At 67.8% G+C, this 26,067-nt stretch carries 24 protein-coding genes; 3 read left to right on the plus strand and 21 right to left on the minus strand.

Features of this window, described 5'->3' with window-relative positions; all coding sequences use genetic code 11:
- Positions 1–129: 129 nt before the first annotated feature.
- The 8 genes from AC1DES_RS07155 to AC1DES_RS07190 form a co-directional block, all read right to left on the minus strand.
- Positions 130–1,476, minus strand: a complete 1,347-nt coding sequence (locus tag AC1DES_RS07155) for an MFS transporter (RefSeq protein ID WP_476895007.1) — start codon at positions 1,474–1,476, stop codon at positions 130–132.
- Between the two features lie 59 nt (positions 1,477–1,535).
- Positions 1,536–2,477, minus strand: coding sequence for an SseB family protein (locus tag AC1DES_RS07160; RefSeq protein ID WP_476895008.1), 942 nt, complete (start codon positions 2,475–2,477; stop codon positions 1,536–1,538).
- A gap of 13 nt (positions 2,478–2,490) precedes the next feature.
- The gene (priA, locus tag AC1DES_RS07165) at positions 2,491–3,237 is read right to left on the minus strand and encodes a bifunctional 1-(5-phosphoribosyl)-5-((5-phosphoribosylamino)methylideneamino)imidazole-4-carboxamide isomerase/phosphoribosylanthranilate isomerase PriA (protein WP_476895009.1); all 747 of its coding nucleotides are present in this window, start codon (positions 3,235–3,237) and stop codon (positions 2,491–2,493) included.
- 57 nt (positions 3,238–3,294) lie between these two features.
- A complete protein-coding gene (locus AC1DES_RS07170; RefSeq protein WP_476895010.1) occupies positions 3,295–3,453 on the minus strand; it encodes a hypothetical protein in 159 nt (52 codons plus the stop codon).
- Positions 3,454–4,206 (minus strand): imidazole glycerol phosphate synthase subunit HisH, encoded by a 753-nt coding sequence (gene hisH, locus AC1DES_RS07175; protein WP_476895011.1) that lies wholly within the window; start codon positions 4,204–4,206, stop codon positions 3,454–3,456.
- Entirely contained in the window at positions 4,203–4,829 is a 627-nt protein-coding gene (gene hisB, locus AC1DES_RS07180; protein WP_476895012.1) for an imidazoleglycerol-phosphate dehydratase HisB, read from the minus strand. Before hisB ends, hisH begins: the two co-directional genes overlap by 4 nt.
- A gap of 69 nt (positions 4,830–4,898) precedes the next feature.
- Positions 4,899–6,017 (minus strand): histidinol-phosphate transaminase, encoded by a 1,119-nt coding sequence (locus AC1DES_RS07185; protein ID WP_476895013.1) that lies wholly within the window; start codon positions 6,015–6,017, stop codon positions 4,899–4,901.
- Between the two features lie 205 nt (positions 6,018–6,222).
- Positions 6,223–6,690: a LysM peptidoglycan-binding domain-containing protein gene (locus AC1DES_RS07190; protein WP_476895014.1), complete on the minus strand. Its 468-nt coding sequence runs from the start codon at positions 6,688–6,690 to the stop codon at positions 6,223–6,225.
- Between the two features lie 340 nt (positions 6,691–7,030).
- Here AC1DES_RS07190 and lexA point away from each other — a divergent pair, with 340 nt between their 5' ends.
- The gene (gene lexA, locus AC1DES_RS07195) at positions 7,031–7,780 is read left to right on the plus strand and encodes a transcriptional repressor LexA (protein WP_476895015.1); all 750 of its coding nucleotides are present in this window, start codon (positions 7,031–7,033) and stop codon (positions 7,778–7,780) included.
- Between the two features lie 221 nt (positions 7,781–8,001).
- Here lexA and AC1DES_RS07200 read toward each other — a convergent pair whose 3' ends face one another.
- Both AC1DES_RS07200 and hflX read right to left on the minus strand, forming a co-directional pair.
- The gene (locus AC1DES_RS07200; RefSeq protein WP_476895016.1) at positions 8,002–10,143 is read right to left on the minus strand and encodes an ATP-dependent DNA helicase; all 2,142 of its coding nucleotides are present in this window, start codon (positions 10,141–10,143) and stop codon (positions 8,002–8,004) included.
- On the minus strand, positions 10,136–11,716 hold the full coding sequence (hflX, locus tag AC1DES_RS07205) for a GTPase HflX (protein WP_476895017.1): 1,581 nt from the start codon (positions 11,714–11,716) through the stop codon (positions 10,136–10,138). The genes AC1DES_RS07200 and hflX overlap by 8 nt, the downstream gene beginning before the upstream one ends.
- A gap of 547 nt (positions 11,717–12,263) precedes the next feature.
- Between hflX and AC1DES_RS07210 the strand changes: the two genes are divergently transcribed.
- On the plus strand, positions 12,264–12,878 hold the full coding sequence (locus tag AC1DES_RS07210) for a class I SAM-dependent methyltransferase (RefSeq protein ID WP_476895018.1): 615 nt from the start codon (positions 12,264–12,266) through the stop codon (positions 12,876–12,878).
- Here the strand turns inward: AC1DES_RS07210 and dapF are convergent.
- The 6 genes from dapF to AC1DES_RS07240 all read right to left on the minus strand — a co-directional run bounded on the left by dapF (position 12,859) and on the right by AC1DES_RS07240 (position 18,788).
- Entirely contained in the window at positions 12,859–13,815 is a 957-nt protein-coding gene (gene dapF / locus AC1DES_RS07215; protein ID WP_476895019.1) for a diaminopimelate epimerase, read from the minus strand. The genes AC1DES_RS07210 and dapF overlap by 20 nt on opposite strands.
- A 68-nt stretch (positions 13,816–13,883) precedes the next feature.
- Positions 13,884–14,930, minus strand: a complete 1,047-nt coding sequence (miaA, locus tag AC1DES_RS07220) for a tRNA (adenosine(37)-N6)-dimethylallyltransferase MiaA (RefSeq protein ID WP_476895020.1) — start codon at positions 14,928–14,930, stop codon at positions 13,884–13,886.
- A 3-nt stretch (positions 14,931–14,933) separates the two neighbouring features.
- A complete protein-coding gene (miaB, locus tag AC1DES_RS07225) occupies positions 14,934–16,508 on the minus strand; it encodes a tRNA (N6-isopentenyl adenosine(37)-C2)-methylthiotransferase MiaB (protein ID WP_476895021.1) in 1,575 nt (524 codons plus the stop codon).
- Positions 16,509–16,579: 71 nt separating this feature from the next.
- Positions 16,580–17,065 carry a regulatory protein RecX gene (locus AC1DES_RS07230; RefSeq protein WP_476895180.1) on the minus strand — a complete coding sequence of 162 codons (486 nt, stop codon included), beginning with the start codon at positions 17,063–17,065 and terminating at the stop codon, positions 16,580–16,582.
- Positions 17,066–17,285: 220 nt separating this feature from the next.
- The gene (recA, locus tag AC1DES_RS07235; protein ID WP_476895022.1) at positions 17,286–18,338 is read right to left on the minus strand and encodes a recombinase RecA; all 1,053 of its coding nucleotides are present in this window, start codon (positions 18,336–18,338) and stop codon (positions 17,286–17,288) included.
- A gap of 231 nt (positions 18,339–18,569) precedes the next feature.
- A complete protein-coding gene (locus tag AC1DES_RS07240; RefSeq protein ID WP_476895023.1) occupies positions 18,570–18,788 on the minus strand; it encodes a DUF3046 domain-containing protein in 219 nt (72 codons plus the stop codon).
- A 41-nt stretch (positions 18,789–18,829) separates the two neighbouring features.
- Here AC1DES_RS07240 and AC1DES_RS07245 point away from each other — a divergent pair, with 41 nt between their 5' ends.
- Complete coding sequence (locus AC1DES_RS07245; protein ID WP_476895024.1) at positions 18,830–19,339, plus strand: MarR family winged helix-turn-helix transcriptional regulator; 510 nt, start codon at positions 18,830–18,832, stop codon at positions 19,337–19,339.
- Between the two features lie 115 nt (positions 19,340–19,454).
- On the opposite strand, the gene AC1DES_RS07250 is transcribed toward AC1DES_RS07245, so the two are convergent.
- From AC1DES_RS07250 to AC1DES_RS07270, 5 genes are all read right to left on the minus strand, one after another.
- The gene (locus tag AC1DES_RS07250) at positions 19,455–19,907 is read right to left on the minus strand and encodes a helix-turn-helix domain-containing protein (RefSeq protein ID WP_066434909.1); all 453 of its coding nucleotides are present in this window, start codon (positions 19,905–19,907) and stop codon (positions 19,455–19,457) included.
- 136 nt (positions 19,908–20,043) lie between these two features.
- On the minus strand, positions 20,044–20,562 hold the full coding sequence (locus AC1DES_RS07255) for a CinA family protein (protein ID WP_476895025.1): 519 nt from the start codon (positions 20,560–20,562) through the stop codon (positions 20,044–20,046).
- The gene (gene pgsA, locus AC1DES_RS07260; protein WP_476895026.1) at positions 20,559–21,200 is read right to left on the minus strand and encodes a CDP-diacylglycerol--glycerol-3-phosphate 3-phosphatidyltransferase; all 642 of its coding nucleotides are present in this window, start codon (positions 21,198–21,200) and stop codon (positions 20,559–20,561) included. Before pgsA ends, AC1DES_RS07255 begins: the two co-directional genes overlap by 4 nt.
- 9 nt (positions 21,201–21,209) lie before the next feature.
- Positions 21,210–24,155: an FtsK/SpoIIIE family DNA translocase gene (locus tag AC1DES_RS07265; protein WP_476895027.1), complete on the minus strand. Its 2,946-nt coding sequence runs from the start codon at positions 24,153–24,155 to the stop codon at positions 21,210–21,212.
- A 160-nt stretch (positions 24,156–24,315) separates the two neighbouring features.
- Positions 24,316–26,007, minus strand: coding sequence for a ribonuclease J (locus tag AC1DES_RS07270; RefSeq protein ID WP_476895028.1), 1,692 nt, complete (start codon positions 26,005–26,007; stop codon positions 24,316–24,318).
- Between the last annotated feature and the right edge of the window lie 60 nt (positions 26,008–26,067).

The following is a 26,067-nucleotide window of genomic DNA, read 5'->3' on the forward strand; positions in this document are numbered from 1 at the left end:
ACATCACCGCCGGGATCAGGCCCCGCAGCGCCGCCCACCACGCAGAGGGCACGGATTACACCAAGCCGGCGCTGCCGGGACCGTCCGGCGATAATGGCCGGTCCCGGACGGGGCTGGGCCCCGCACCCCTCACTTCATATCGTCTAGGCCCGGCAAACCAGCGGCAGGGCATTCCTGACAGCGGCGCCGAAGCCGCTGCAGGACCAGGCCGAGAAGGCACAGGACGACGCCGGCCGCCCCCACGGACACGAAGCCCGCCGCAGGGCCGACGCCGTCGATGAAGAGCCCCGCGAGCGGCGCACCCAGCGCCACCCCTCCGGTGAGGGCCGATCCGTACCAGCCCATGGCCTCGCCGCGGCGGCTCTCCTCGACAAGTTCCGCGACTTTCTCCGAGGCGGCTGAGAGCACGGGCGCGCACAGCACCCCGGGCAGGAGCGAGAGCAGGCTCAGGGTCCAGGTGTCCGCCGCGAAGGCCATGGGGATAGTGAGGGCGGACATGCCGAGCAGGAGGAGGATCGGCGAGACGGTCCGGTGCATGGCGCCGTAGAGGACACCGCCCACTACCGATGCCGCGCACCAGAAGAGGAAGACGACGCCGATCTCGGCCTGGTGTCCGCCGGTCTGGAGGGCTGCCACGATTCCCACGTCCGTGCCGCTGAGGACCATGCCCGTCCCGGCGGCGACCGCGAAGACCGCGGCGACGCCGGCGGTGAACCAGCTGAAGTTGTGGATGACCTTGTGCCGCAGGCCGGAACCGCGCTGCCGCCGCTCCTCGGCAGCGGCAGCCAGCGGCGCGAACTCGGCCGCGGCCTCCTGCAGGTGGGCCGGCGCGGCGGCGACGACCGCGGCCTCCGCGCATTCGAGCTGCTCTGATTCGAAGCCGGGGTCCGCGATGGCGCTGCGCGTCGGCGGGTTGAACCACATGAGGAACAGACCCGATACAGAGGTGGCCACGCCCACCACGGTCAGGCCCACCACGGAGAAGCCGCCGGTGGCAACGACCGCCCCGACGGCGGGTCCGATCATGAAGACGAGTTCAGTGGAAATGGCGTCGAGGGCGAAGGCGGTACGGCGCTGTTCACCGGAAGCCAGGACCCCCAGCGACTGCCGCACCACGCTAAAGATCGGCAGGGTCAGCAGTCCCCCGACGAATACGAGCGGCAGCAGCAGTTCGTAGGACACATGGGGCACCACCGACCAGATGACGGTCTCGGAGATGACGGACGGTATGAGCGCCTTGCGCAGGCCCACCGTGTCCACGCGCCGGCCACGCCATGGCGCCCCGACAGCAATCCCGATGGTCATGACCGCGGCAGCGGCACCGGCTGCCGCATAACCCTGCCCCAGGGTCAGCACGATGTGCAGCGTCAGCAGCACACCTGCTGCCGAATGAGGTATGCGGGCAACCATGCCGACGAGCAGGAGCCGCCGGATGGGGCGCACGGCCAGCAGCTCCCGGTAAAGCGCGAAGTTCACGGACTACATCCTTCTGCTACTGCTCCCGGCAGCACCGGGTAGCCCGCGCCGGCCGTAAGCTATTGTGCTGCGCGCCGCAGCTTGATCTCGATCGAATCAACCCGCTCGGCAAACATTTCATTCCGGGCCCAGGCATTGTTCAGGGCACCCACGAGGGACTGCACGCCGGCGGCGTCGAGCCCGTCTTCCAGATACAGCAGCACCCGGAGCTCCGGGCCGGCACCTCCGCCGACCAGCTGCCTTCCGTCGGCCGTAGCCGAGGCAACTCCACCGCCTGGATGAATTTCAACACGACGGACGGCCGGAAAGCCAACCGCTGCGGCTCCCAGGGACTCCGCGAGGTCCGGGTCCTCGTACGACGGCGTCCACGGCCGCTGCTGCGCCAGCGCCCAGACGGCCGGCCGGCGCACCACGAACGTGAGGTCCGAGCCGGGGTCCAGTACCAGCAGCTCGGCTCCTTCCGCGACGGCCGAGAGGGCGGCGCGCGCCGCGTACACGGCGACCGGACGGGCCCCGGGGTGCCACGCCTCCAGCGCCGCCGCGGACGTGAAGACCGGCATCGCGGTGCGGCCGTCGGGCGCCTTGAGGGTCACGAGGGACATATCGGCCTGTTTGTCCCCGTGGAGATCCTTCCCGTGCGGCCCGGCCGCACCTTCGCCTTCCTCGGCGAGCCGGGCCACGATCGGCACGAAGACGCGTGCGCCGGCCAGGGCTTCGACAACTCCGGCTTCCGCGCCGCCGGCGGCCAGGGCCGCAATGGCTGCAAGATAGCCGGCGTCGGCCGTACCGTCGTCGTCCTCGAAATTGTGGATCTTCGCGTCGTCGCCCGCCAGGCTGCGTCCCGCCCAGGGCTGGCCGGCCGAGTCGGCCGGGCCGCCGGCGCCCGCCAGGGCCGCAGCGATGTGCCCGGGAAGATGCCGTGCGGGGGCGGCACGGCCGTCCGTACCCGGCTCTGCGCGCACTGTTCCTGAGGCGTCGGTCCCTGCCGGCGTGTGGTCCATGGCTGCGGGCCAGCTAGCGGCGGCCGGCGGCGTCAAGGGCCTCCGGCAGCGTGAAGTTGCCGTTGTAGAGGGCCTTGCCGATGATCGCGCCCTCGACGCCGAGCGGGACGAGGGACCGGAGTACCTTAAGGTCTTCGAGGCTGGAGATGCCGCCGGACGCAACGACCGGCTTGCCGGTCTTCTCCACCATCTGGCGCAGCAACTCGACATTGGGCCCCTGCAGGGTCCCGTCCTTGGTGACGTCGGTGACGACGTAGCGGGCGCAGCCGGCTTCCTCGAGGCGGCCGAGCACCTCCCAGAGGTCTCCGCCTTCCCGGGTCCAGCCGCGGCCTGCGAGGGTGGTGCCGCGGACGTCGAGGCCGACGGCGATCTTGTCGCCGAAACGTTCGATCACACGGGATGTCCAGTCCGGGTTCTCCAGCGCGGCGGTGCCGAGGTTGACGCGGGCGACTCCGAGGTCCAGCGCTTTCTCCAGCGACTCGTCATCGCGGAGGCCGCCGGAGAGCTCCACCTTGATGTCCAGCCGGCCCACTACTTCGCGCAGCAGCTCGGCGTTGGAGCCCCGGCCGAAAGCGGCGTCGAGGTCAACCAGATGGACCCACTCGGCCCCCTGTTGCTGCCAGTTCAGCGCCGCCTCCAGCGGAGTGCCGTAGCTGGTCTCGCTGCCGGCTTCGCCCTGCACCAGGCGCACGGCCTGGCCGTTGACGACGTCGACGGCGGGCAGCAGCTCGAGCACGGGCAGCGGGGTTTCGGTGGTCATAGTGGGATCCTCAACTTCTCAGATGGCGGCAGGTGGTCGGGACTGGTGCAGGGACCGCTAGGAGACGGGCAGCGTCAGGAGGTAGGCGGCCAGCAGCGACATTCCGGCCAGGACGTAGAACACGATCTGGACCCAGCGCGGACTCTTCTGCTGCCGGAAGGACAGTCCCCCGCCGACCAGCAGCCCGGCAAGGCCCATCAGGATCACGGACCACATCTAGGCGACCTGTCCGGGGTCGGTGGAGGCGGCGTCGGCAGTCCTGGGCCGCAGACTGTTGACCCAGTTGCGCAGCAGACGCGCGCCGGCGTCGCCGGACTTCTCCGGGTGGAACTGGGTGGCGCACAGCGGTCCGTTCTCGACGGCCGCGATGAACGGTGCGCCGTGCTCGGACCAGGTCACGAGGGGCGCTGCCATGCGCGGCTGGATCACGTCGAAGTCCCACTGTTGGACGCCGTAGGAGTGCACGAAGTAAAAGCGCTCGTTCTCGACGCCCGCGAAGAGCGTCGAGCCTTCGGGGACGGACACCGTGTTCCAGCCCATGTGGGGGACGACGTCGGCCGGCAGCAGCTCCACCTTGCCGGGCCACTCCCCCATGCCCTCGGCTTCGGTACCGTGTTCGACACCGGCTTCGAACAGGACCTGGAGGCCGACGCAGATGGCAAGTACGGGCCGGCCGCCGGCGACACGGCGTCCGATCATGCGGACAGCGTCAACGGCTTTCAGTTCCCGCATGACGGTTTCGAAGGCACCGACGCCGGGGACCACGAGGCCGTCGGCGTTGAGCACATCCTCCGGCCTGGCGCTCAGGATCACGTGGGCTCCGGCCCGTTCCAGTGCGCGGACGGCCGAGCGGACGTTGCCGGAACCGTAGTCCAGCACCGTGACGGTGGGCTTGCCGTCCGGGGAGGCCGGCCTGGTGCCGGCGGCCGGGTCGATGATGGCACCGTCGCGGAGCACGTTGCCCGTCACAGCGCACCCTTGGTGGACGGGATGCCCTCGACACGGGGATCAGGCTCCACGGCAGCGCGCAGGGCGCGGGCGAAGGCCTTGAACTGGGCTTCCACGATGTGGTGGGGGTCCCGCCCGGCGGTGACGTTCATGTGCAGGCAGATGCCGGCGTGCAGGGTGATCGCCTCGAATACGTGGCGTGTCAGGGAGCCCGTGAAGTGTCCGCCGATCAGGTGGTATTCCTGGCCGGCCGGCTCACCCGCGTGGACCAGGTACGGCCGGCCCGAGACGTCGACGACGGCGTGCGCGAGGGCCTCGTCGAGGGGAACCGTCGCCTCGCCGAACCGCCGGATGCCGGCCTTGTTGCCCAGCGCGGTGCGCAGGACCTCGCCGAAGGTGATGGCGACGTCCTCCACCGTGTGGTGAACGTCGATGTGGGTGTCGCCCGTGGCTTTGACGGTCATGTCGATCAGGGAGTGCTTGCTCAGCGCCGTCAGCATGTGGTCATAGAACGGAACCGAGGTGCTGATGTCCGAAACGCCGGTGCCGTCCAGGTTGATCTCGACCAGGACCGAGGACTCGCTGGTGGTCCGCTCCATTCGTGCGGTCCGGGCCTCGGCAGCGGGTGATCCGGTGTGGCTCATGTGGGTGTGTCCTTTGGAAGAAGGCATGGGTGCTGGGCAGTCTGGCGGGGCACGGGCTCCAGCTTAAGTCTAGGCGTGCAGCGCCGGGTCGCTGGTCAGGATGCGTTCGAGTGCCTCGAGGAACGCTGTGGTTTCCGTCTCAGTGCCCGCAGTGACCCGCAAGTGGCCGGGGATCCCGACGTCGCGGATGAGCACCCCGGCGTCCAGGAGCCCCTGCCAAACCTGGTGCGGGTTCTCGAGGCCGCCAAAGAACACGTAGTTGGAATCCGAGGCTGCCGGTTTGAGCCCCATCCGCTGCAGTTCGGAAACGATCCGGTCCCGCTGGCGCTTGATGTCCTCGACGTCGGCCATGAGCGCCTCCCGGTGGCGCAGCGCAGCCAGGGCGGTTGCCTGGGTGATGGCGGACAGGTGGTACGGCAGCCGGACCAGGCGCAGTGCGTCGGTGACCTCGGGTGCTGCGGCCATGTAGCCCAGCCGCGCGCCCGCGAGGGCGAACGCCTTGCTCATGGTGCGCGAGACGATCAGCCGCTCCCGGCCGGGCAGCAGCGTGAGGGCGCTGGGCGTGCCGTCGTGGGCGAACTCGTGGTACGCCTCATCGACAATCACGATGGTCCGGCTCGCTTCGCCTGCCGCGTAGACCGCCTCCACGACGTCGAGGCCGAGGCCGGTGCCGGTGGGGTTGTTCGGGGAGCACAGGAAGACGATGTTGGGCTGCAGCTCACGTACCTGCCGTGCCGCCGATTCAGCGCTGAGGCCATAGTCCGCCGCGCGCACCCCGATGATGTACTCCGTGTCAGTGCCGGCAGCCAGGAGCGGGTACATCGAGTATGTGGGAGGGAAGCCGAGCGCCGTGCGCCCCGGGCCGCCGAAGGCCTGGAGAATCTGCTGGAGCACCTCGTTGGAGCCGTTGGCCGCCCAGATGTTCTCTGCGCCCAGTCCGTGGCCGAGGTATTCCGCCAGCCCCTCGCGCAGCTCGGTGAACTCGCGGTCCGGATACCGGTTCAGTCCGACCGCCGCTGCGGTGACGGCCTCGGTGATGGCTGCGCGGACGTCGGCCGGGACACCATGGGTGTTCTCGTTGACGTTGAGCAGGATGGGAACGTCCAGCTGGGGCGCGCCGTAGGGGCGCAGACCGCGCAGATTGGTCCGGAGGGGCAGTCGGTTGAGGCGCTCTAACTGGTCAGTCACTTCAACAGTTTAAGTGAGAGGGCGACGGGCGCTGAAACTGTGACGCCTGGGGCCCCGTAGCGACCGGCTGCGGCGGCCGGCCACGGCGCGGCGCGCGGCTTCCGAATGGCTTCACCACAGATCTACAGGACTTCCGCACTGCTTGCGCATAGCTTCACCACTGATCCGCGGGACTTCCTCGCGGCTTGCGCAAGGATCCACGGGACTATTTGGACGGGACGAAGAGCTGCTGGCCCGGCATTACTCGAGCGGCCCCCAGGTTGTTCAGCTGCACGATGTCGGCCACGACATCACGGGGATCACGCTCCGGGGCCACCTCTCCCGCGATGGCCCAGAGGGACTCCCCGGGCTGAACAGTCACGGATACGCTGGGCGTCGGCGAAAGCTCGGAGGCCGACTCGGCCGCCTTCGCCGGAGCGTTGAGGAAACCACTGAAAGACAGGATGAGCGCGGCAAGAAGGATCAGCGGCACGCCGAAGAAGACGAACCTGCCACGCCGGGTCAGACGCAGCGGGGCCTGCTTGGTCCGGGCCCGGGCGGCCTGCACAGGCTCCGCGGATGAAGCGTGCTGGCGGGACGAAGTGGGCCGGCGGGTCGACGTGCCTGCGGGCCGGCCGTACTGGCCGAATGCGTCGCGGCTGAAAGTGTCGTGAAACGCGCTTGATGCTGACATGAACTGAGCCCTCCTGGACCATACGTTGCCGCCCGGCGTACTCCACCTACTCGCCGCCAACCGACTGAACCTTCGAACATAGAACCGAACTTGATGCTTCGCCCGGAAATTTCCGAATCGAACACATATTCGAACTTTGCTTCTTCTGTTTTAGCACTTACTAACGAACGTTGTCGAGACTCGCTAGAACAAATGTTTGAAAAAGCTTTGCGGCTGGCCTACGTTTGAGTCACAGAACAACCACTTCTGCAGTTGATCAGCAGGGTCTGACATTTCAGGCCGGAAGTTCCCGGCAGCTGCAGCCACGGCGGCCGGGCGGATTGGAAAGGCGTTGGCGAACATGGCAGCACAAGCCACCGGCGGCAGGGCCACCCAGCGGGGCCCACAGCCAGCCCGGGCCCCCAAGAGCCTTACCGTCCGGCAGAAGAAGATCCTGGAAACCATCCAGCGGTCCGTGACCGACAACGGCTACCCGCCGTCCATGCGCGAGATCGGCGACACTGTGGGCCTCGCCAGCCTCTCCAGCGTCACCCACCAGCTCTCGCAGCTCGAGAAGCTCGGCTACCTCCGCCGCGACCCCAAGCGTCCGCGGGCCATGGAGGTGCTCATGCCGCTGACCCTGGACGAGGGAAGCACCAGGATTTCGGGCGTGGAGAAATCCAGCAGCCTGCGGGCGGCGGGAGGGCGGTCAGTCTCGGAGCTCGCCAGCGCCACGGACACCGCGATGGTGCCGTTCGTCGGTCGCATCGCCGCCGGCGGACCGATCCTGGCGGACCAGGTGGTCGAGGACGTCATGCCGCTGCCGCGTCAACTGGTGGGCCACGGCGAACTCTTCATGCTCAAAGTCGCCGGTGATTCCATGATCGACGCCGCCATCTGCGACGGTGACTGGGTGGTCGTCCGGCGGCAAAGCGACGCAGTCAACGGGGAGATCGTTGCTGCACTCCTGGATGACGAGGCCACAGTAAAGACCTTCCGCCAGCGGGACGGACACACCTGGCTGCTGCCGCAGAATACCCAGTACGAGCCCATCCTTGGCGATCACGCCGTCATCATGGGCAAGGTCGTCTCGGTGCTGCGGTCGCTCTGACGCACACCGGCCACAGGGCATGAGGGCCCCGTTCGACATCGGACGGGGCCCTTCGAGTTCCTGCCCAGTTACTCGCGGAGCACGGGCCCGCCGGTCCCGGACGGCGCCGGCATCCCGCGGGTGCGCGGAGACAGAAGGAAAGCAACCGGGCGGGAAGGTCGCACTCCCCCGGCTGCGCCCGGCCCTGGGCTCCCGACCAGGCACCGGGCTGCCCGCCAGACCTACGTGGCGGGCTGCCCGGATTCCTTCGAGAGCCGCTCCAGCGCCGCGAGGGCAACCCCGGGGTCGGTGGTCGGCCAGAACGGTGGCAGGGCTGCACGGAGGAAGGCTCCGTAGCGCTCAGTGGAGAGCCGCGAATCCAGCACCGCCACGACACCCTTGTCCGACGTCGAACGGATCAGCCGTCCGGCTCCCTGGGCAAGGCGGATCGCGGCGTGGGTTGCCGAGACGCTCATGAAGCCGTTGCCGCCGGCCTGGGCCACGGCCCGGGACCGGGCGGTCATCAGCGGATCGTCCGGCCGCGGGAACGGGATCCGGTCGATGACGACGAGACGGCACGAGACACCCGGGACGTCAACGCCCTGCCAGAGGGACATGGTGCCAAAAAGGCACGTGTCCGGTTCGTCGGCGAACTGCCGCACGAGCGCCGTCATGGTCGAATCGCCCTGGCACAGGATGTCCATGTCCAGCCGCGGCCGCATGGCCTCTGCGGCTTCCTCCGCGGCGCGCCGGGAGGAGAAGAGGCACAGGGCCCCGCCGCCGGAGGCCTGGATGAGCTTCTCCAGTTCGTCCAGTGTCTCCGGGGAAGTGCCCCGGCCGGGTTTGGGCAGGTGCTTGGCGACATAGAGGATGCCCTGCTTGGGGTATTCGAACGGCGAACCGACGTCGACGCCGGTCCAGCTGGGCGCGCCGGGGCCGACGAGCCCCAGGCCGCCGGCAGCCGGTTCGAACGCGGAGCCGATTGCGAGGGTGGCCGAGGTCAGGATGACGGTGTGGTCCGCGAACAGGCCCTCGCGCAGCCGGCCGGCCACGCTGAGCGGCGCCACGTTGATGAGGGCCGGTGCCGTTTCGTCCGGCTGGGAGTAGCCCTGTGCCGGGTCGAAGGTGCTGTTGCGGGAGAACCACACCACTTCACGGTTCTCGCGGGCAGCCAGGAGGCGTTCGCACAGTTCCAGGATGACCATGAGCCGGGAGCGGGCGAGCTGGCGACCGCCGTCGGCCGTGGTGGCGCTGTCGCCCTTGGAATCGGAGAGCGCGGCGCGGCAGGCGTCGCGGAGCTGGTCCACGCAGTCCAGCTGTTCGGTGTTGAGGCCGTTGGGCATGAGTCCGCTCGGAACCCCCTCAATGGCAAGTTCGAGGTTGGACGCGGCATTGTTGAGCGCATCCACGGTGATGCCGGTGTGCTTGCGGGCCCCGGACGCGGCGACGTGGACCATCGCCACGGAAAGCTGGCCGGACACGGCGCCCGTCACGCGGTCCTGCAGCTCGTGGGCTTCGTCGACCACCACGACGTCGTATTCGGGCAGGACCGCGAGTCCCTCGAAGGCGCTGACGGCCAGCATGGCGTGGTTGGTGACGACGACGTCGGCGTCGGCGGCGTTCTGCCGGGCCAGTTCGCTGAAGCATTCCGCGGCGAGGGGGCATTTCTGCGCGCCGAGGCATTCCATCGACGTGACGGAAACCTGGCGCCAGGCCCGGTCGGTGACTCCGGGCATGAGCTCGTCGCGGTCCCCCGTGGCGGTCTCTTCGGCCCAGTCGCGGAGCCGGACAACTTCCTTGCCGAGTTGCGACGACGGCCCGCTCATGGCCGCGGCGAAGTGCGGGACGCTCGTGTCCTCCCCGAGCGAGAAGAGCTGGCCCTCGGAGGGTTCTTCGGAGGGGAAGCCACCCTCGAGCTTGTGCCGGCAGACATAGTTGGAGCGGCCCTTCACGAGGGCGATCTTGACGGGCCGGTCCAGGGCGGGGGTGATGGTCTTGAGCAGCCGGGGCAGGTCGCGGCCGACGATCTGGGTCTGCAGGGCCAGCGTGGCGGTGGAGACGAGGGTGGGTTTGTCGCTGACCAGGGAATGGGCGATCAGCGGGATCAGGTAGGCAAGGGATTTGCCGGTGCCGGTGCCGGCCTGGACCAGGAGGTGGTCGCCGGTGTCGATGGCGCGTGCCACCTGCCGGGCCATCTCGTGCTGGCCGTCGCGGCTTTGGCCGCCCATGCCGGACACCGCCCGGTCGAGGAGTTCAAGAACGAACTCCTCGCCGGCCGGCTTCTGCTTTCCTGACCCTTGGCGGTTGTCCGCCTCCGCGGCGGGGTCTTCCCCTGCGGCGTCGGCCGTGTCCGCGTCCGTCCCTGTCACTGCCGCCTCAGTCATTGCTGATGAAGGAATCCAGTTCAGCGGCGAGGCCCTCGCGCACCATCACGACGGCACGGGTACCCGTTTCCTCGTGATCGAGGCTCAGGATCTCGGCGTCGGTCTCGTGGAGCTTGTTGAGCAAGTCCCCGCGGCTGTAGGGGATCAGCAGCTCAAGCTTCACGCTGGGCCTCGGGATGCCCTCGCTGATGGCCTTGAGCAGGGCCGGAATGCCTTCACCGGTGCGCGCCGAGACCACCACGTGGCGCGGTTCGCGCTGCTTGAGCCGTTCAAGTACAAACGGATCGGCGGCGTCGGCCTTGTTCAGGACGATGATTTCCGGGACCTTGCGCGCATCCACTTCGCTGAACACTGTCCGAACCGCGGCAATCTGCCCTTCCGGATCCGGGTGGGAGGCATCAACGACGTGCAGGATCAGGTCCGAATCGGCCACCTCTTCCAGAGTGGAGCGGAAGGCCTCCACGAGCTGGGTGGGCAGCGAGCGGACGAAGCCCACGGTGTCGGCAAGGGTGTAGCCCAGCCCGTCAGCGGTCTCGGCCTTGCGGACGGTCGGATCCAGGGTGGCGAACAGGGCGTTCTCCACCAGGACTCCGGCGTCGGTCAGCCGGTTCAGCAGCGAGGACTTGCCCGCGTTGGTGTATCCGGCGATCGCCACCGAGGGAACTGCGTTCCGACGGCGGTTGGCGCGTTTGGTCTCGCGGGCCGGCTTCATCGCGGCGATCTCACGCCGCAGCTTGGCCATCCGGGTGCGGATCCTGCGGCGGTCCAGTTCGATCTTGGTTTCACCGGGACCACGCGAGCCCATGCCTGCACCGGCGCCGCCCACCTGGCCACCGGCCTGGCGTGACATCGACTCGCCCCAGCCGCGCAGGCGAGGTAGCAGGTATTCGAGCTGGGCCAGTTCGACCTGGGCCTTGCCTTCGCGGCTCTTGGCATGCTGGGCGAAGATATCCAGGATCAGGGCTGTCCGGTCAATGACCTTGACCTTGACGATGTCTTCCAGGCCACGCCGCTGGGACGGGGCGAGTTCGGCATCGACGACGACGGTGTCGGCGCCGGTGGACATCACGATGGCTTTGAGTTCCTGTGCCTTGCCGGAGCCGAGGAATGTCCCCGGGTCGGGCTTGGCCCGGCGCTGGACCAGGCCGTCGAGGACTTCCGAGCCGGCCGTTTCCGCGAGGGCCGCGAGTTCACGCAGCGAGTTCTCGGCGTCGGCGAGCGTTCCTTCGCTCCAGAGCCCGGCCAGGACTACGCGCTCCAGGCGCAACTGCCGATATTCGACTTCTGTGACGTCTTCAAGCTCGGTGGACAGGCCGGCGGTGCGGCGCAGGGCGTGCCGTTCCTCGAGATCCTGCTGGTCGCCGTCGTAGCTGGTGTAGACCTCATCCAGGCGGGAAATGGCTTGGGCCTTGCCGAGCACTGTCTTGGGCTCGCCGGCGGTGGCACCGGTGCTCTGGCCTGCCTTCCCGGCAGGGGTGTCCTTGGAGAGGATCCGGTCGATGACAGCCTGGATTTCCGCAGGACTCATGTCCTGGGATGCTGAATCGGGTCCGGTGTTGGGCTGACTGGTCATGGTCTCCTTTAAAGGTTCGGCAGTTTCAGAATAGTGCCCATTGCTGCTCTGTGGTGCGGTATTCGCGCTGGGCTGACGACTGGGGGTCATGCGGGCCTCCTGGGATGCCCGCGGCGGCCGTGCCGGGGGCATGGTGGGCTCCGATACGGAGCGGTTAACTAAGGGGAGGAAGAGGCGGCACGTTGCACCTCGCTGCGGGGAAACAGCCGCGTAGTACCTGACCGCTGAGCCGGCTCCGATAGCGGGCCGGCGGGATGCCGCCGCCCCAAGGCGGGACTCCAAGTGGTCCGGGCGCCACCGGGTGAGAAGAATCACTGCGGAGGCGCGCCGAGCGGAAGGTGACTACCTGCGTCGCTACGGGACGGGACTAAGCCCGTGCCGGCTACTTGGAGTTCAAGAACATGGATTTAAGCCTAGCAGACCGTTCGCGTGATCCCGGCCGGTGGCTCCGCCGGCGAGGCGTGCCTGTTTCGCGTGGAAATTCCCGGCCGCAGCCGGCTGCAGCCGGTTTCCCATACGGCCCGGGGGCCAACTAATCTGGCCCATTATGGAGTCTGCACACTATTTCAGCGCCCAGCCCGCCGGGCCCTTCACCCGCAAGCCGCTTTCTGTGGAGCTTGCCGGTGAGACGCGGCGGCTGCAGACGTCCTCAGGGATCTTCAGCCCGGATGGCATCGACAAGGGGACGGCCGTGCTGCTTGCCGACGTGCCTGCTCCGGCGCCGCAGGGAAACCTGCTCGATATCGGCTGCGGCTGGGGGCCCATTGCCCTGACCATGGCCCTCCGGGCACCTCATTCGCACGTCTATGCCGTGGACGTCAATGAGCGGTGCGTGACGCTCACGAACGAGAACGCGGCCTTACTGGGGCTGGACAACGTCACCGCGAGCACGCCGGAGGCCGTGGACCCGGACGTGCGTTTCGACACCATCTGGTCCAACCCGCCCATCCGGATCGGCAAGGACGAGCTGCACGCCCTGCTCCGGCTGTGGTTGCCGCGGCTGGCTCCGGGTGGATCCGCGTGGCTCGTGGTGCAGAAGAACCTGGGCTCGGACTCGCTGCAGCGGTGGTTGGCCGCAGAACTGGACAGCGGTTTTTCGGTGACCCGGGAGAGCACGTCGAAGTCTTTCCGGATCCTGCGGGTCAGGAAAGCGTCCCGCTAGCGACGATCACGGCGGGGCCGCTGAGCTCGACGTGTTCGCGCCCTTCCGTGCCGAGGAAGAACTTCACGCCCACGACCCCGCCCGGCACGTGGACGTTCCAGGCGTCGGGGGCGCCCTGCCCCGCCCAGTGGCGGATGGCGACGGCGGCGGCGCAGGCACCGGTACCGCAGGACTGGGTTTCCCCCACTCCCCTCTCGTGAACGCGCATCGTAATGGTCCCGACGCCGTCGTGGACCAGTGGCTCGGACGGAACGACGAACTCTACGTTGGTGCCGTGCGGCGGCCTGGGATCAACGTGGGGCGCGGTGAACAGCTCGGTGGCGTCCAGTTCAGCCAGTTCGGCCAGCGCCACCACGGTGTGCGGATTGCCCATGCTGACGGACAGCGCAGGCCGGGCAACCTCCAGCCCCTCGGCGCTGACCAGAGAGTCCATGGCGCGGGCGGTGGCTTCCCCCGGGAAGATGAACTCCCAGGGGCCCATGTCGACGGCATAGCCGGCGGCGGTGCGGACGATCGTCTTTGCCCCGCCGCGGGTGCCGATGGTCAACGACTCCCCGGCCGGCAGATCGACGAGACCCTCCGCGATGAGGAAGTGCACGAACACCCGGACCCCGTTGCCGCACATTTCCGAGAGCGAGCCGTCGCCGTTGCGGTAGTCCATGAACCACTCGGCGTCGGGGTGCCCGGTCAGCAGCGCCTGGCCCTCGGGCAGGAGCCGGGACGGGACCGCCCGGATCAGTCCGTCGCCGCCGATCCCGCGGTGCCGGTCACACAGTGCCACCACTTGCTCGGGCGTAACGGACAGCGAGCCGTTAGGGTCCGCAATCAGCACGAAGTCGTTGCCTGTGCCGTGGCCCTTGGAAAACTTCAGTCCGCTCAGGATTGCGGTGTCGCCGGCAGCGTTGCGGTCAGCGGCCAAGGCAAGGGATTCGTCCATGCTCCAAGGTTACCGGTCAGGCTGCGGTGCCCGGAAAAGCTACGCCCGGAGCACAGCGGCCCGGACTGCTACGCGGTTTCCGGGGCCGGCAGGGCATGGGTCGAAAGAGCCGGTCCGCACAGGGCCGCGGCTCCGGTCACAAGCCCGGGATCCTGCCAGTTGAGCCAGGTGATGCGGGGGTCCGCGCGGAACCAGGTGAGCTGGCGGCGCGCGAACTGCCGGGTCGCAACGATGGTCTCCTCGGCGGCCTGCCCGACGTCCGCTTCGCCGTCGACCACCCTGAGGAACTGGGCGTAACCCAGGGCCCTCGGTGCTGTCCTGCCCCGCCTGAGGCCGGCGGCGTCGAGCCGGCGGACTTCCTCCATAAGGCCCTCGTCCACCATGGCGTGGACACGGCGCGCGAGGCGTTCCCGGAGCAGTTCACGGTCCACTTCCAGCCCGATCTGCACGGCAGGCTGGAAGTACTCGCGGGTGGGCATAAACGAGCTGAAGGGGCGCCCGGTCAGTTCGAAAACCTCCAGCGCCCGGATGACCCGACGGACGTCGCCGAGCCTGCCGGCGGAGACGGGGTCGACCGCCTGCAGCCGGTCCCGCAGTGGCGCGGGCCCCGACGCTTCAAGCTCGGTTTCGAGGCGGCCGCGGATGTCCGGGTCCGTACCCGGAAACTCCAGGATGTCGAGGGCGGCGCGGACGTAGAGGCCGGAGCCCCCGGCGAGGATGGCCCGTTTGCCCCGGCTGTGGATGTCTGCGATCAGGGCCCTGGCCTGCTGCTGGAAGTCCGAGACGCTCGCTTCCTCGGTCACCTCCAGGATGTCGAGGAGGTGGTGCGGCACTCCCCTGCGTTCCGCCATAGTGATCTTGGCGGTGCCGATGTCCATTCCGCGGTAGAACTGCATGGAGTCCGCGTTGATGACTTCGCCGTCGAGTTCGAGGGCAAGCGAGACGGCGAGCCCGGACTTGCCTGAACCGGTCGGGCCGACGACGGCGATGACGGGCGGATCGGCCCGCTCGACGGCAGCCGGAAACGACGGCGGGGTCTGCGAGCGGACGTCTGCGGACGCCGCCCTGCCCGGCACCCCAGCGGTCCCGGAGGTCCTGGCTTGCGGTCCTGCCATGGGCTAGCGGCCGCGGACCGGCAGCGCAGGCATGCCCAGGGAGACCCCTGTCTTGCCCGCGGCGGCGCCCGGTACCGGGGCCCCGCAGGAATCCGCCTGCGAACGGTCCCAGGCATCCCCTGCGCGGGACCGCCGCAGGCTGTAGTCCTCCGCCGACGCCGGATCGGCGACGAGGTGGAACGCGGCAGCCTCAGTAATCGTGACTGTCACGAGGTCCCCCGGGCGGGGCACTTGGGCACCCGCAGGAACGGAGAAGTGGACCAGCCTCTGGTCGCGGGACCGGCCGGAAAGCCGGTGCGTCTCCTCCGCTTTGCGGCCCGGCTGGGCGGTGACCATGACTTCGACGCGGCGGCCCAGCTGGCGGCTGTTTTCCTCGGCAGCGATCCGGTCCTGCAGGGCGGTAAGGCGTTCGAAGCGCTCCTGCACCACGGCTTTGGGGAGCTGGTCGGGCAGTTCGGCGGCAGGTGTGCCGGGACGCTTGGAGTACTGGAAGGTGAAGGCTGTGGCGAAGCGGGATTTCTCCACCACGTCCAGGGTCGCCTGGAAGTCCTCCTCGGTCTCGCCGGGGAAGCCGACGATGATGTCGGTGGAGATCGCCGCGTGCGGGATCTTGTCCCGGACTTTTTCGAGGATGCCGAGGAACTTAGTGGAGCGGTAGGACCGCTTCATGTCCTTGAGGACTTTGTCCGATCCGGACTGCAGGGGCATGTGCAGCTGGGGCATGACGTTGGGCGTCTCCGCCATGGCGTCGATGACGTCGTCCGTGAAGGCGGCGGGGTGGGGGCTGGTGAAGCGCACGCGCTCCAGGCCCGGGATGTTCCCGCAGGCCCGCAGCAGCTTGGAGAACGCCTGCCGGTCGCCGAATTCGACCCCGTAGGAGTTCACGTTCTGGCCCAGCAGTGTCACTTCGATGGCGCCGTCGTCGACGAGGGCCTGGATCTCGGCCAGGATGTCACCCGGGCGTCTGTCCTTCTCCTTGCCGCGCAGGGCGGGCACGATGCAGAAGGTGCAGGTGTTGTTGCAGCCGACCGAAATGGACACCCAGCCGGAATAGACCGAGTCGCGTTTTGTCGGCAGGGTGGAAGGGAAGACGTCCAGCGACTCGAGGATCTCCAGCTGCGCCTCGTTGTTGTGGCGTGCCCGGTCGAGGAGGGCCGGCAGGGCCCCGACGTTGTGGGTGCCAAAGACCGCGTCGACCCAGGGCGCCTTTTTCAGGATGGCCTCGCGGTCTTTCTGCGCCAGGCAGCCGCCGACTGCGATCTGCATCCCCGGGTTGGCGGCCTTCACCGGGGCCAGGATGCCAAGGTTGCCGTAGAGCTTGTTGTCGGCGTTCTCCCGCACGGCGCAGGTATTGAAGACCACGACGTCGGCGAGTTCGCCTGAGGCGGGGACATAGCCCGCGGCCTCGAGCATCCCAGCCATGCGTTCGGAATCATGCACGTTCATCTGGCAGCCGAAAGTGCGCACCTGGTAGGTGCGGGACTGCGGCGCATCAGGGACCGGCACCGTCTCAGGCGCCGAAGCGCTGACTGCTGAGGGAGTGTTGCCGGCTGCTGGGGAGGGGATGGTCAAACTCACCTGTTAAGGGTACCGGGTTTAGGGGTACGCGCTCTGCACCGTAACCCTGGGGGCTTGCTGCCCGGGCTGGTTCAGTCGTCCGGTTCCGCGCGTCCGGCGGCGGCAGCGAGCACCTCGCCCACGATCCGGAAGGCCTGCGAGGGCTGGTACCCCTTGCGTGCGAGCATCGACGCCAGCCGCCGCGTCGTCTTGTCCCGTTCGCCACGGTCATCGGAGCCGGTGAAGCCCCTGAGCTTGCGCTCTACCAGTTCGCGGGCAGCCGCCTCCTCGTCCTCGTCACTGAGCTGCTCCAAGGCCTCGGACGCGGTATCAGGATCGATGCCCTTGTCCGCCAGCTCACGCCGCAGGGCGCCCCTGGCTAGCTTGCGGGTCTGGGACCGGCTGCGTACCCACATGTCCGCGAATTCGGCGTCGTCGATGAGGTTCACCTCTTCGAAGCGGTCCAGCACGGCCTCGGCAACGTCGTCGGGGACGTTGCGCTCGGACAGCTTGCGCGAAAGCTGCAACCGGCTCTTCGGGGACTGTGTCAGCTGGCGCAACACGATGGCCCGGGCCACCGCAGCAGGGTCGGCGTCGGGGTCCGGCTCCGCGCGCCGTGACCGGGAGCCCGCCCCGGCCGGCGCTGAGTCGCCATGGTCGGAGTCATCCGCGAACCCGGCGCCGTCAGGACCGGCGCCGGCGTCGCTCTTACCGACGCCGGTGCCGGGGTTCCGCTGCCGGAAACCTCCCGCTTTCCGCGGCCTCCCGCGGGAGGCCGCGGCGTGGGAGGGCGCGCCGTTAGAAGCCGTCAACGGCCTTCAGCTTCGGAGATGCCTCTTTTTCAGCCGGGGCCTTCACACCCACGCCGAGCTTTTCCTTGATGAGGCGCTCGAGTTCGGCAGCCAGCTCAGGGTTGTCGCGCAGGAAGCGGCGGGAATTCTCCATGCCCTGGCCCAGCTGGTCGCCGTCGTAGGTGAACCACGAACCGGACTTCTTGATCAGGCCGTGCTCGACACCCATGTCGATGATGCCGCCCTCGCGGGAAATGCCCTGGCCGTAGATGATGTCGAATTCGGCGATCTTGAAGGGCGGGGCCATCTTGTTCTTGACGATCTTGGCCTTGGTGCGGTTGCCGACGGAGTCCGCCCCCTCCTTGAGCGTCTGGATGCGGCGGACGTCGATGCGGATGGATGCATAGAACTTCAAGGCCTTACCACCGGTGGTGGTTTCCGGAGAGCCGAAGAAGACGCCGATCTTTTCGCGGAGCTGGTTGATGAAGATGGCGGTGGTCTTGGTCTGGCTCAGGCGGCCGGTGATCTTACGCAGGGCCTGGCTCATGAGGCGGGCCTGGAGGCCGACGTGGCTGTCGCCCATGTCGCCTTCGATTTCAGCGCGGGGAACAAGGGCGGCGACGGAGTCGATCACGATGACGTCGAGGGACCCCGAGCCGATCAGCATGTCCATGATCTCCAGCGCCTGCTCACCGGTGTCCGGCTGAGAAACCAGCAGGGCATCGGTGTCGACACCGAGTTTGGCCGCGTATTCGGGATCGAGGGCGTGCTCAGCGTCGATGAAGGCGGCGATGCCGCCCAGCCGCTGGGCGTTGGCTACTGCGTGCAGGGCCACGGTGGTCTTACCGGAGGATTCCGGACCGTAGATTTCAACGACGCGTCCGCGGGGCAGGCCGCCAATTCCAAGGGCCACATCCAACGCGATGGAGCCGGTCGGAATGACCTCGATGGGCGCACGGACTTCATCGCCCAGGCGCATGACCGAGCCCTTGCCGAACTGCTTGTCAATCTGGGCAAGCGCTGCTTCGAGCGCCTTTTCACGATCCGGGGCTGCGGCCATGGTTCACACCTCTAATGTTTACTCGCTGTGGAGCGGCCGTTGCGGCCGTTTATCTGTCATCACTGACGCTAATGGCACCCACCGACAAAGTTGCCGGCTGGCATCGCGCATGTGGAAAACGCTCTGAAAAAAGCATAGCCCTACCCGAACAGATATTCGAACAACAGGGCGGCGTGTCAGGTTTCATCGTCCGCCGGCTGCGGGCTGCCCCGGGCTTCAGGCTGCCGCCGGTCAGCGGGGTTTGACGTCGCGGCCCAGTCGACGCTCGGGCGGGACATCCTGGACGTCGCACAGGGCAAGCCAGACCTGGCGCGGCGGCACGCCGGCACCCAGCGCCTGGTCCGCCGTGCGTCCGCCCACCCCCGCCAGCACCAGCGAACTGCTGAGTACGCGGGAGTATCCGGCTCCGAACTCGTCGTCCATGAGCCGCCAAAAGTCACTGATTCGCACCGGTAAAGTCTCTCACGTGCCGGGACTCTAGAATGGTTGCCATGAGCAACTCAGCCGAGGACACCGGAATCTCCGGGAGTGCCGAGGACCCCGCAGAAGCAGCACTAACCGCCGTCGAGCACCAGATCAGCGTGCTCTGGCGCCGCGGCCGTTCCGTCTCCCACCAGCTCTCGCGGGAGGTCCATCCCGACATGGAACCTGCCGCGTACGGACTCCTGAGCGTGATCCGCCGCCAGGGGCCCATCCGGCTCACTGAGCTGGCCTCGTGCATCGGCGTCGGCAAGCCCTCCGTGAGCCGGCAGATCGCTTTTCTTGAAAACCTTGGCCTGGTGTCCAAGGAGGCCGATCCGCTCGACGGGCGTGCGCAGTCAATCCGCCTCACGCCCGAGGGCGAGGAAAAGATGCACCAAGTGCAGGACGCCCGGCGTGAGGTCTTCCGCGAACGGCTGGGGGAATGGCCGGTCGAGGAACTGCAGACCCTTGCCACGTACATCGCGAAGCTTAACGCGACATACGAGCGGGACGGCTTCCCCAAGGAAGAGTCCCGGTAGGCCGCGGTTCCCCAGGGAAGCGACCCGGAAGAAACGGGGCCGACGACAGCGCCACAAACGAAAAGTGCCCCCGGCGTGTCGCCGGGGGCTCTTTCATTGATGTAGCTGGTCCGGGCTAGCGTGCTCCGGAAAGGAGCCCCTTGGCCAACTCGTCGTTCAGGTCGGAGTTGAGCTCACGGTCCAGGTCACGGCCGTAGCGCTGCGCGAACTCCTGCGGGACGGTGTCCGGAACTGCTACGCCCTCAGCGACGGCGACGCGGTCACTGACTTCGCGGAGCATGCTGGAGAGCGGAACATCGAGGGCCGAGCAGATCGAGGAAAGCAGCTCCGAGGAGGCTTCTTTCTGGCCGCGTTCCACTTCGCTCAGGTAGCCCAGGGAAACGCGGGCACTGTGCGAGACTTCGCGGAGGGTACGGCCTTGGCGCTGGCGGACATCGCGGAGTACATCACCGATTTCGTGACGAAGTACAACCATCTTGCGCTCCTTCTGTTCGCTCTTTGCCTGATCGGCGAGGCCCACATCCTTCCAGCGGACAACGCCGTTCACGGATACGGGCTGCTTTACCATCTGTATCGCCTTGCTCCCTCGTACGTCGAGTCCGCCCTTAGCGGCGGACTATTAATGCTTTCATCCTAGGCGCCCCCATATTCGGAGGCGACACAATGTAACAACTATTCGGAATCAACTTTTGTTCCCAGCAACTTTACGCCGGGTAGCCTTTGGAAGATAGGGCTTCGAGCAGGCGCTCCAGGGCCGCGCCGCAGGCCAGGGCACGGATTTCCGGCCGGCTCCCCTCGAAGGCATACGCGTACGACGTCGCGCCCTCCGCCGTGGCGACGCCGACGAAGACCGTCCCGACGGGCTTGCCGTCGTGCGGCTCGGGGCCTGCCACCCCGGTGGTGGACACGCCGATGTCGGCGCCGCAGATCCGGCGTGCGCCCTCCGCCATGGCCGCCGCGACCTGTCCGTCCACGGATCCGACGGCGTCAAGGAGTTCGCGGGGCACGCCGAGAACGTCCGCCTTGACCGAGTTCGAGTAGGACACCACGCCGCCTTGGAGCATTCCCGAGGCGCCGGGAGTGTCTGCCAGCACGGCCGCCACCATGCCGGCCGTGAGGGACTCGGCCGTGGCAGCGGTCAGCCCGCGCTCAAGGGCACCGGTTACAGCCTGCCCGGAAATGCGGTGAAGATTCGGATGGAGAGTCGGATGCAGATTGGTCATGGCTTGCCTTCCCCTACCTGTTGTTTCTGTGCCCGGATGCCGCTGGCCCGCAGCTTCAGCGCCTCAATGACGTATTCGCCGCCGGTCCAGACAGTAATGGCCAGCGCTGCCATCATGACCGCGAAGGCCAGGACGCCGAGCCACGGGGCAAGGGACCCCAGCGGGATGACGTACAGGAAAATGGCGGCCGTCTGCACGACGGTCTTGAGTTTCCCGCCCCGCGACGCCGGGATCACGCCGTAGCGGATGACGAAGAAGCGCAGTGCGGTGATGCCCCATTCGCGGACCAGGATCAGGATGGTGACCCACCACGGGAGTTCATCCAGCACCGAGAGCATGACCAGGGCGGAACCGATGAGGAGCTTGTCCGCGATCGGGTCGGCGATCTTGCCGAAGTCGGTGACGAGTCCGCGGCTGCGGGCGATGTCGCCGTCGAGCTTGTCCGTGTAGATGGCAACCGCAAAAACTGCGGCAGCCAGCCAGCGCCAGAGCCCGTTCCCGGGGTGCAGCCCGGGGGCGTCGGCAATGAGGAACCAGACGAAGAAGGGCACCAGCACGATCCGCAGCATCGTCAGGATGTTCGGGAGGTTCCAGATCCGCGGTGCGGAACCGGCGCTGTCGGCTTCGGCGCTATTCACCCTCCTAGGCTACCGTCCGGTGAGGGACCAGGCGTCCTCGGAGCCGTCGTCGTCCTCACCTGAGGCGCCGCCGGGGCCGTCCCCGCCGTCGAAGTACTCCACGTTCTGGCCGCGCCGGTCCAGGTCCGCGGCCACAAGGTCCTCGGCATAGCCGCCCTGGGCGATGTTCGCGTTGGCATTCTCGCTCAGCGCTGCGGTCTGGGAATCGGCGACGGCGGGCGCCTCGAGGCCCTTCATGGCGGCCAGGACGGCGGCGAGGTCGTCAGGCTTGACCAGCACGTCGCGGGCCTTGGATCCCTCGGACGGGCCCACCACTCCCCGGGACTCGAGCAGGTCCATGAGGCGGCCGGCCTTCGCGAAACCGACGCGGAGCTTGCGCTGGAGCATCGACGTGGAGCCGAACTGGGTCGTCACCACAAGCTCGGTGGCCTGCAGGAGGACCTCGAGGTCGTCCCCGATGTCATCGTCGATCTGCTTCTTCTGCGCCTCGGGGGCGACATCGTCGCGGTACACGGCCTTGAGCTGGCCCTTGACGTGCTCGACCACCTTGTGGATTTCGGACTCCGTGACCCACGCCCCCTGGACACGCATGGCCTTGGAGGCGCCCATGGGCAGGAACAGGGCGTCGCCCTGTCCGATGAGCTTTTCGGCGCCCGGCTGGTCCAGGACCACGCGGGAGTCCGTGACAGAGGAGGTCGCGAACGCCATGCGGGAGGGCACGTTGGCCTTGATGAGGCCGGTGACGACGTCGACGGAGGGCCGCTGGGTCGCGAGGACCAGGTGGATGCCGGCCGCGCGGGCCAGCTGGGTGATGCGGACGATGGAATCCTCGACGTCACGCGGGGCCACCATCATGAGGTCGGCGAGTTCGTCCACGATCACGAGCAGGTACGGGTACGGCCGGATGACCCGCTTGGACCCCTCCGGCGGGTGGACCTTGCCGCCCCGCACCGCCTTGTTGAAGTCGTCAATGTGCTTGAAGCCGTAGTTGGCGAGGTCGTCGTAGCGGGCGTCCATTTCCCGGACGACCCACTGGAGCGCTTCGGCGGCCTTCTTCGGGTTGGTGATGATCGGCGTGATGAGGTGCGGGACGCCTTCGTAGGCCGTCAGTTCCACCCGTTTGGGGTCCACCATGACCATGCGGACCTCGTCCGGGGTGGCCCGCATCAGGATGGAGGTGATCATGGCATTCACGAAGGCCGACTTGCCGGCGCCCGTTGCCCCGGCCACCAAGAGGTGCGGCATCTTGGCCAGGTTGGCCACGACGTAGCCGCCCTCGACGTCCTTGCCGACGCCGATCACCATGGGGTGCTCCGTCCGCCGGGCGTTCTGGCTGCGCAGCACGTCCCCGAGGGACACCGTTTCGCGGTCCGTGTTGGGGATCTCGATGCCGATTGCAGACCGCCCGGGGATGGGGCTCAGGATGCGTACATCCGAGCTGGCGACGGCATAGGAAATATTTTTCGACAGCGCCGTGACGCGTTCGACCTTGGTGCCGGGCGACAGCTCGATCTCGTAGCGGGTGACAGTCGGGCCACGGCTGAAGCCGGTAACCTGCGCTTCGACGTTGAACTGGTTGAGGGTCTCGGTCAGGGAGGCTACGATCGCGTCGTTCGCCTCGGTGCGCTCCTTGGGAATGGAGCCTGGCGTCAGCACGTCCGAGGACGGCAGGGTGTAGGTGACGTCGCCGGCCAGCGAGAGCTGTTCGGTGCGTTGCGGAATCGGCGTGGGCAGCGGTGCCGGGGTGACGGGCTTCGAGGGCACCTGGGCGGCTGCCGCCACGGCGGCAGGGTTCAGGGAGCCGGCGGCCACCATGCCGGGGGTCACGAGCGGGATGGCCTCGGTGGCGTTCTCCCCCGCGGACGCCGCCACGGAACCTGCAGCTGATCCTGCAGCGCCGGCCGCCCCGAGGCCTTGCGCTGCCTTGATTTTTTCGACGGCGATCTCGGCCGGGGTGGGCCGGCGCACACCGGGGGCGACGGACTTGGCGCCCTTCGCGGGCGGGCCCGCTTCGTCGTCGTCGTCGATGACCGCATGCTCGAACGCTTCGTCGCCGACGTAGCCTTCGAGGGCGGCGTCGGCGACAGGGTCCTTGCCGAAGAGGCGGCGGCGCTTCTTCTTCGGGGCCGGGGCATCGTTTTCGTACAGGTAGCTGCGGTCGTGGCGGTCGTCGTCGTCGGCGTCGTGGTCTTGAAGATCGATGCCCATAAGGTGCTCGTACACGTCACGCAACCGGCCGGGGACGGCACCGAACGGGGTCGCCGTGACGATCAGCAGGGACGTGAACGCGAGGAGGCTGTACAGGGCCACCGGGACCACGGGGTGGATGGCCGCGAGAGGCGCGGCGGCGAGGTAGCCGAGCATGCCGCCGGCGCGGCGCAGGCCGTCGAAACCGTCCGCCACGGTCGGCTGGCCCCCGATGATGTGGGCCAGGCCGGAGCCGGCGAAGGCCATGATGAGGAAGCCGATGCCGATCCGGTTGTTGCCCCGGCTGTCCGCAGGCTGGCGGAACAGCCGGAAGGCGCAGACAAACAGCATGAGCGGCAGCAGCAGCGACATCCAGCCGAAGGTGCCGTTGACGATTCCGAACACGATGTCCGGGAACCATCCCTTGAACCCCCACCAGGCGAAGGTGGCAACGAACACGCCGAGCGCCAGGTTGAAGAGGGCGGCGCCGTCGCGGCGGTCCTCGGGCGCGAGGGCACTGACGTCGTGGCCGATCCGCCGGATTCCGGCGCCGACCACGTGGGCGATGCCCAGCCAGGCACCGGCCAGCACCCGCACCAGCCATGGCTGGCGGGCCTCAACGACGGCCAGCTGCCGGGTGCGGGCGGTGCCCGCAGCTCCCCGCGGGCGGCTCGTTTTGGATGCAGCAGTGCCGGAGCTCCGGCCTGGAGAGCTGCCTGATTTGCCGCTTGAGTTTCCTCTAGGCGCGGAAGAGGTGCGTGTCGCCATACCCGCCACGGTACCTGAAGCCGGGCCGGAAACCCCGAATTTCCGGGGCTCCGTGAACCATGTTGCATCCGCCGGCACACAAAAACGGCCCTCCCTGCCTGTCCGCAACCCGCGGGTTGCGGACAGGCCGGGAAGGCCGTCGCCGTGCGAAGCGAAGCGGTTACGCCTCCAGGACCACCGGGATGATCAGGGGCTTGCGGCGAAGCTTGCGGTTGACCCAGGTGCCGACGACACGGCGGACAACCTGCTGCAGCTGGTGCGTGGTGTGGTCCGAGCGGTTGAGCACGGCTTCTTCCAGGGCGGCGTTGATCTTCGGGATGATCTCGTCGAACACGGAGTCGTCCTCGGCCACGCCGCGGGCGTGGATCTCGGGCCCGGAGACGACCTTGCCGGTGGCGCGGTGGATCACAGTGATGATGGAGATGAAGCCTTCATCGCCGAGCGTCTGGCGGTCCTTGAGGTCCGCTTCCGTGACTTCGCCGACGCTGGAGCCATCGACATAGACGAAGCCGACCTCGACCTGGCCGACGATGTCTGCCTGGTGGTCCCGGAGGTCAATGACGGTGCCGTTGTCCGCGAGGAGGATGCTTTCCTCGGGGACACCGGAGTCCAGGGCGATCTTGCCGTTGGCGATCAGGTGGCGGGTTTCACCGTGCACCGGCATCGCGTTGAGCGGCTCCAGGATGTTGTAGCAGTACAGCAGCTCGCCGGCGGCGGCGTGACCGGAGACGTGCACCTTGGCGTTGCCCTTGTGGATGACGTCGGCGCCGAGCTTGAGCAGGCCGTTGATGATGCGGAACACGGCGTTCTCGTTGCCCGGGATCAGGCTCGAGGCGAGGATGACGGTGTCGCCCTGGCCGACGACGACTCGGTGGTCACCGTTGGCCATGCGGGACAGGGCTGCCATCGGCTCGCCCTGGGAACCGGTGGACATCAGCACCACGCGGTTGTCCGGGAGGTTGTCGATGTTCTTGATGTCGACCAGGATGCCCGGGGGCACGTCGAGGTAGCCGAGCTTCTCGGCGATGGCCATGTTCCGGACCATGGAGCGGCCGACGAAGGCCACCTTGCGGTTGTGGTTGGCGGCGGCGTCAAGGACCTGCTGGACGCGGTGCACGTGCGAGGAGAAGGACGCGACGATCAGGCGCTTGGAGGCCTGGCCGAAGAGCCGGTCCAGGGTGGGGCCGATTTCCTTCTCGGCGGTGGTGAAGCCCGGCACGTCGGCGTTGGTGGAGTCCGACATGAACAGGTCCACGCCTTCCTCCCCCAGCTTGGCGAAGTGGCGGAGGTCCGTGATCCGGCCGTCGAGCGGCAGCTGGTCCATCTTGAAGTCGCCGGTGTGCAGGACGGTGCCGCCGGAGGTGCGGAGGAACACGGCCAGTGCGTCAGGAATCGAGTGGTTGACGGCCACGAATTCGCACTCGAACGGGCCGAACTTCTGCACCTGGCCCTCGGTGACGGTCTGGGTGACCGGCTTGACCCGGTGTTCCAGCAGCTTCGCCTCGATAAGGGCCAGCGTCAGCCGGGAGCCCACCAGGGGAATGTCGGCGCGCAAGCGCAGCAGGTACGGGATGGCACCGATATGGTCCTCGTGGCCGTGGGTCAGGACGACGGCGACGATGTCCTGGAGGCGGTTCTTGATGTAGGAGAAATCGGGCAGGATCAGGTCGACGCCGGGCTGGGTCTCCTCCGGGAAGAGGACGCCGCAGTCGACGATGAGCAGCTTGCCGTCGATTTCGAAAACAGTCATGTTGCGGCCGATCTCCCCCAGTCCACCGAGCGGAACGATCCGCAGGGTGTCCTTGAGCAGTTTCGGCGGCGTGACAAGGCCGGGAAGGGCGGTTTGGGTCATAATGCACTACTTTCCAGGCGGTTGCCGGACTGGTCTTTACTCGTCAGTTGGAACACCTGA

It is taken from the genome of Arthrobacter sp. 05T442 (assembly GCF_056395945.1).